7 protein-coding genes are annotated in these 6,256 nt (G+C 62.2%); 5 read left to right on the top strand and 2 right to left on the bottom strand.

Annotated elements, in window-relative coordinates:
- A partial coding sequence (gene zwf / locus ACODS9_RS18855; protein WP_489094492.1) for a glucose-6-phosphate dehydrogenase occupies window positions 1–1,308 on the top strand: 1,308 nt, incomplete at its 5' end.
- Window positions 1,309–1,354: 46 nt separating this feature from the next.
- On the opposite strand, the gene ACODS9_RS18850 is transcribed toward zwf, so the two are convergent.
- A complete protein-coding gene (locus ACODS9_RS18850; protein WP_489094491.1) occupies window positions 1,355–2,404 on the bottom strand; it encodes a 3-oxoacyl-[acyl-carrier-protein] synthase III C-terminal domain-containing protein in 1,050 nt (349 codons plus the stop codon).
- Between the two features lie 243 nt (window positions 2,405–2,647).
- Here ACODS9_RS18850 and ACODS9_RS18845 point away from each other — a divergent pair, with 243 nt between their 5' ends.
- The 3 genes from ACODS9_RS18845 to ACODS9_RS18835 all read left to right on the top strand — a co-directional run bounded on the left by ACODS9_RS18845 (window position 2,648) and on the right by ACODS9_RS18835 (window position 5,367).
- Complete coding sequence (locus tag ACODS9_RS18845; RefSeq protein WP_489094490.1) at window positions 2,648–4,447, top strand: glycoside hydrolase family 15 protein; 1,800 nt, start codon at window positions 2,648–2,650, stop codon at window positions 4,445–4,447.
- Between the two features lie 208 nt (window positions 4,448–4,655).
- Window positions 4,656–4,865 (top strand): DUF1737 domain-containing protein, encoded by a 210-nt coding sequence (locus tag ACODS9_RS18840; protein WP_489094489.1) that lies wholly within the window; start codon window positions 4,656–4,658, stop codon window positions 4,863–4,865.
- A 4-nt stretch (window positions 4,866–4,869) separates the two neighbouring features.
- A complete protein-coding gene (locus tag ACODS9_RS18835) occupies window positions 4,870–5,367 on the top strand; it encodes a GNAT family N-acetyltransferase (RefSeq protein ID WP_489094488.1) in 498 nt (165 codons plus the stop codon).
- Here ACODS9_RS18835 and ACODS9_RS18830 read toward each other — a convergent pair.
- The gene (locus tag ACODS9_RS18830) at window positions 5,306–5,707 is read right to left on the bottom strand and encodes a hypothetical protein (RefSeq protein WP_489094487.1); all 402 of its coding nucleotides are present in this window, start codon (window positions 5,705–5,707) and stop codon (window positions 5,306–5,308) included. The two genes, ACODS9_RS18835 and ACODS9_RS18830, sit on opposite strands and share 62 nt — an antisense overlap.
- Window positions 5,708–5,963: 256 nt before the next feature.
- Between ACODS9_RS18830 and ACODS9_RS18825 the strand changes: the two genes are divergently transcribed.
- Complete coding sequence (locus tag ACODS9_RS18825) at window positions 5,964–6,242, top strand: type II toxin-antitoxin system RelE/ParE family toxin (protein ID WP_267302128.1); 279 nt, start codon at window positions 5,964–5,966, stop codon at window positions 6,240–6,242.
- The last annotated feature ends 14 nt before the right edge of the window (window positions 6,243–6,256 follow it).

Genomic DNA, 6,256 nt, shown 5'->3' with positions numbered 1-6,256 from the left:
GCCCCCCCCCGGGACAAGGGCGCGGAAGGGAGTGCCAAGTGCCTGGACGAAAAGCTCTGGGCGCGCCTGGCCAAGCGCCTGGACTATCAGACCGGCGACTTCCTAGACCCCGAGACTTACCAGGCCCTGGCTCGGCGCATCGCTAAAACCGGCCATGGCAATGCCATTTTTTACCTGGCCACCTCGCCACGCTTCTTCCCCGAGGTGGCCCAGCGCCTGGGCGACGCCGGCCTGCTCGACGAGTCGGGCGGCGGCCTTCGCCGGGTGGTGGTGGAGAAACCCTTCGGCACTGACCTTGCCAGCGCCGAAGCACTCAACGCTTGCCTGCTCAAGGTGATGAACGAGCGGCAGATCTACCGCATCGACCATTACCTGGGCAAGGAAACCGTGCAGAACATCCTGGTCAGCCGTTTCTCCAACGGCCTGTTCGAATCGTTCTGGAACAATCATTATATCGACCACGTGCAGATCACCGCCGCCGAAACCGTCGGCGTCGAGACGCGCGGGGCGTTCTACGACAACACCGGCGCCCTGCGCGACATGGTGCCCAACCACCTGTTCCAACTGCTGGCGATGGTCGCCATGGAGCCGCCGGCGGCCTTCGGCGCCGATGCGGTGCGCGGTGAAAAGGCCAAGGTGATCGGCGCCATCCGCCCCTGGTCGCAAAAGATGGCCCTGCGCAATTCCGTGCGTGGCCAGTACGGCGCCGGCAAGCAGGGCCGCAAGAAGCTGCCCGGCTACCGCGAGGAGGCCAATGTCGCCCCGCACAGCCAGACCGAGACCTATGTCGCCCTCAAGGTGATGATCGACAACTGGCGCTGGGCGGGGGTGCCGTTCTACCTGCGCACCGGCAAGCGCATGAGCGTGCGCGATACCGAGATCGCCATCTGCTTCAAACCTGCGCCCTACGCGCAGTTCCGCGAAAGCGAACTGGAGCGGCCCAAGCCCAACTACCTGAAGATCCAGATCCAGCCCAACGAAGGCATGTGGTTCGACCTGCAGGCCAAGCGCCCGGGGCCGGAGCTGGTGATGGAAAATGTCGAGCTGGGTTTCGCCTACAAGGACTTCTTCAAGATGACCCCGGCGACCGGCTACGAGACGTTGATCTACGATTGCCTTACCGGTGACCAGACCTTGTTCCAGCGCGCCGACAATATCGAGAACGGTTGGCGTGCCGTGCAGCCGTTCCTCGATGCCTGGGCGGCCGAGGGTGGCGAGGTGCATGAGTATGCGGCGGGAGAGGATGGCCCCGAGGCCGGCGATGAGCTGCTGGCGCGGGACAAGCGCGAGTGGCATACGCTGGGGTGAGCTTGCGGCGACCTACCGCCGTTGGCGGTAGGTGCGCAGGTGTGCCCTACAAAGTGAACGACAGCGCCGAGAACACCATCCCGCCACTGCCCGCCCAGCCCATGCAGAACTGACCTTGCTCGGCTTCGCCCCGGCTCACCGCATCAAAGATACCGAAGGGAATCGACGCGGTAATGATGTTGCCGGTCTTGTGCCCGACGTGATGCAACTTGTGATCGACGCCGATCATCTGGCCAATATGTTCCCACATCTTCGGCGAGCCGGTATGGATGAACACTTTGTGCACGTCGTCCGCGGTGAGTTTTTGCAGGTTGAAGACTTTTATCGCTTCGTTGCGACCATCTTCGTGCAGGGCGGCGGCATAGGAGTTGAATTGATACTGGCCACCGGTGGGTTCGATCTTGGCGATATCCGCCTCGTTGCAGAACAGTTTCCAGTCCGGCAACGAGATCGTCGACAAGTCACTCAGGTCGGGTCGGTTGATGTACGAGAACTTGAAGTTGTCCTTTGCCTCGTTACTGAGGATGGTGACAACGGCGGCTTCACCGATGGTAAAGCTCGGGAACTTGTAGGCCAGTTCGGCCGGCGACTGTAGCGAGAAGTTCTTGGGCATCACCGGGCCGCCCTCCGACATGCCGAACTCCATGTTGACGATGGCGGCGTAGCGGATTTCACCCGCTTGCATCTTGCTGTTGATGACGTCCATGGCCGTCACCCAGCCGTTGCAGGCGTCGACCACGTCGAAGTTGCGGCAGTTCAGGCCCAGTGCCTTGGCGATGAAGGTACTGTTGGCCGGCTCGATGAAGCCACGGGTGACGTTGGGATAGATCAGCAGGTCCAGGTCGGCCTTGCTGATATTGGCCTGGGCCAGCGCCGCGTCGAACGCCGCTTCCATCAATTGCATCGGCGTCTCGTCAGCCGCCAGCCAATGACGGGTGTCGCTGCCGCTTTTTTCCAGCAACTTGCCGATGGTCTTCAGTGTTTTCGGCAAGTCTTCCTGGAAGGTGTTGCGGGAGTGTTCTTCCACCAGGTTGATAACGTCCTGGTTGCTGACGCAGCGTGAGGGCAGTATTCCGGATAAACCGACAATCTTCATAAAACGTCCTTGTTGAAAGTAGTGACTCAGCGCAATGGTTGCGCACGGGCAGAAGCTTATTCATCCTGATAAGCAACCACTGGCCCGGTATTTCTAACACAGCGCAACAGTGAATCAGTGCCGTGGATCAATGTTCCTGCGCATCGATTCCAACGCCTCGGCAACCTGCGCTGAGTGCATTTCAACGGAACCGGCAATCGCGCTTCGGCATCCAAACTCACGCCCACCGCCTGAGGATCCGAGATGCCCGCCCTGATCGAAGACTACGCCCTCATCGGCAACTGCCGCAGCGCCGCCCTGATCAACCGCGACGGCGCCCTCGACTGGCTGTGCCTGCCACGCTTCGACGCCCCCGCGGTGTTCGCCGCGTTGCTGGGCAACGAGGAAAACGGCCGTTGGCGCATCGCCCCCAGCGACCCGGTCGAGCACAGCGCGCGCCGCTACCTCGATGACACCCTGGTACTGGAAACCACCTGGACCACTGCCAGCGGCCGCGCCCGCGTGCTCGACTGCATGCCTCTGGGCGAGGCCAACGCAGTGCTGCGCATTGTCGAGGGCCTGGCCGGCGAGACGGCGTGCGAGATGGACCTGGTGCTGCGCTTCGACTACGGCCGCAGCGTGCCCTGGGTGGAGAAGCTCGACCCGCTGACCCTGAGCGCGGTTGCCGGCCCCGATCGCCTGATCCTGCGCAGCAGCACCGAGACCCATGGCCAAGACCACCACAGCGTTGCCCGGTTTCGCGTGCGCGCCGGTGAGCGCCAGGTGTTCAGCCTCTGCCACCAGCCCTCGCACCTGCCTGTGCAGCCCGGTTGCGATGTCGATCACGACCTCGAGCAGACCATCAACCAATGGCAGGCCTTCGCCGCCCGCTGCCCCGACGTCGGCCCATACACCGAGCGGGTACGCCGTTCGCTGTTGACCCTCAAGGCCATGACCTACGCGCCCACCGGGGGCATGGTCGCCGCCGTCACCACCTCGCTGCCCGAGCGCGTCGGTGGTGAGCGCAACTGGGACTACCGCTACTGCTGGCTGCGCGACGCGACCATGACCTTGCTGGCGCTGATGAACCTCGGCTACTTCGACGAGGCTCAGGCCTGGCGCGAGTGGCTGCTGCGCTCGGTGGCGGGGAACCCCGAGCAGATGCAGATCATGTATGGGCTGGCGGGCGAGCGCGACCTGCCGGAGTTCAGCCTGCCCTGGCTGCCCGGTTACGAGCATTCGCAGCCGGTGCGGGTCGGCAATGCCGCGTCCGAGCAGTTGCAGCTGGATATCTACGGCGAACTGGCCGACGCCATGACCCAGGCCATCAAGGGCGGGCTGCCGCGTCATCCGCGCAGCGCCGCCATCGCCCGCTCGATCCTGCCGTACCTCGAAAGCATCTGGCGCGAGCCGGACGAGGGGCTGTGGGAGGTGCGCGGCGGTCGCCAGCACTTCGTGCACTCCAAGGTGATGGCCTGGGTCGCCTTCGACCGATCGGCGAGCCTGGCCGACACCACCGAGGAAGGGCGTGAACGGGGGCGACATTACCGCCAGGTGGCGGACCAGATCCGTGACGAGGTCTGCCGTCGCGGGCTGGATGCCGACGGGCGTCACTTCGTCCAGGCCTACGGTTCGACCGAGCTGGACGCGAGCCTGCTGCAGATCGCCCTGACCGGCTTTCTGCCGGCCCACGATCCACGTTTCCTGCGCACCCTCGAACAGATCGAAACCCGCCTGCTGCGCAACGGCCTGCTGCTGCGCTACGACAGCGACAGTTGTAGCGACGGCCTGACGCCAGGGGAGGGGACGTTCCTGGTGTGTTCGTTCTGGTTGGCGGATGTCTACGTGCTGCTGGGGCGGCAGGAGGAGGCGCAGGCGCTTTATGAGCGGCTCACGGCCTTGTGCAATGACGTGGGATTGCTGGCCGAGCAGTACGACCCGGTGGGCAAACGGATGCTGGGGAATTTCCCACAGGCGTTCAGCCATATCGGCATCATCAATACGGCGTTGAACCTGCACCGGGCGCAGTGTCCGGTGCGGGATCGGGCACGGTGCGGTGACTGATGTCAGGTGGTTTGATCTTGGTAGGAGCGGGCTCGGCCGTGATCACCAGCGTCTCTGGCACCATCCATGGTCTCGTTTACAGCGCGGGCAAGCCTTCATGGCGCGATACCGCACAGCAACAGCGCAGGCTGCGTCTGGGAAATAGTGCAGCTATGGCATGATGCCCACCTCGCACGCGATTGGCGCCTGCCTCAAAAGGATCACTCGAATGCCCTCGACCCCACCAAACGACCTGCCGGTCTATCGCCTGATCACCGGCAAGGACGACGCCAGTTTCTGCCAGCGCATTTCCGAGAACCTGGCTTTGGGCTATCAGCTTTACGGTTCACCCAGCGTGACTTTCGATAGTAGCAAGGGATATGTAGTGGCTGCGCAGGCGGTATTGTGGCCAGTCCACGGCGCCGCCTCTCAAGGATGACATGATGCGCACTGTGGTCACCCTGCGTCCGGCGCGTGTCGAAGATGCTGGCGAAATAGCAGAGTTGGTCGCTGAAGCGTACACCCCCTATATCGCACGAATCGGCCGTAAGCCAGCCCCCATGCTGGATGACTATGCGCAGGTCATACGTGACGACGATGTATTCGTGGCCATGCAGGCCAGGAGTATCGCTGGTGTTCTTGTTGTACGCCGTGAAAAGGGCGACCTGCTACTGGTGAACGTTGCCGTACGACCTGCATGCAAAGGGCAGGGTATCGGTCGACACATGCTCGATTTTACCGAGGCCCATGCACGTGCAGCAGGGTGTGCGGCGATCAGGCTCTACACCCATGAGCGGATGACGGAGAACATCGGGATCTATCAGAGGCTCGGCTACCGCGAAACCCATCGCGCAGAGGTAGATGGTTTCTCCCGGGTATTCATGTGCAAACCGTTGGCGATGAGCGCTCGGCGTCCAGCCGACCCTGGCTGTGATAGTTGAGAAAGTCGCCCATCGCCTCGGTGAGTGCCGATTGTGCGGCGATGCGCCAGAACACCTGTCTGCCGAGTACGGGTTCCAAATAGCTGATCAGCGCCTGCGCTGCATTATGGTTGCCTGACTCTAGCCAGTGGCGGAGCAATGCTGCATTTTCCTGCCGGGAGAGTCTGGCGCCTTGTGTCAGCAACAGGGCGTAGCGGGTATTGATAGACCACAGGTCCTTCAGAAAGGCGATACGCTCCAGGCTGGGGAGTGTGGCGAGCCAGTTTCTGACCTGTTTGTCGACTGGCCCATTGCCAACGTGCCTGGCCAGGTACTCCGGGGTGAAGGCTGGGGCGGTCAACTGTGGCTCCTGAAATCTTGCTTCCATGTATAGACGCCGGATCGGCTATCCCTGGAGCGTCTTGTCTTTCTGAACGGCTGATAGTGCGAGTATGACGAGATCCTTCGACGCTTCACAGCCTTTGGTAGCTCCACGTAGGCAGTGCATGACATTTTCATCGGCAGGGTGTGACGCATGGGGTCACATATGATACTTTGCCATGTGTGACGCGTGGGGTCACACTCCGGTTTTGTCGCATGGAACGGATGCGTGCCCCATGATCATCAGCTTTCGCCACAAAGGCCTGCGGCTCTTCCACGAAACGGGCAATATCCGCGGCATTCAGGCTGCCCATGTCCAGCGACTGCGGCGACAGTTGCAGTTCCTCGACAGTGCCGTGGTCGCCGAGGACATGAATGTGCCTGGCTGGCAGTTGCACCCGCTCAAAGGAGAGCGGCTCGGTTTCTGGTCGATAAGCGTGTCCGGCAATTGGCGCCTGGTATTCCGTTTCACAGGCTTTGATGTCGAACTGGTCGACTATCTCGACTACCACTGACAAGGGGCAAGATC

This window comes from Pseudomonas sp. FG36 (assembly GCF_057809275.1).
This window is presented reverse-complemented; position numbering and strand designations above follow the sequence as displayed.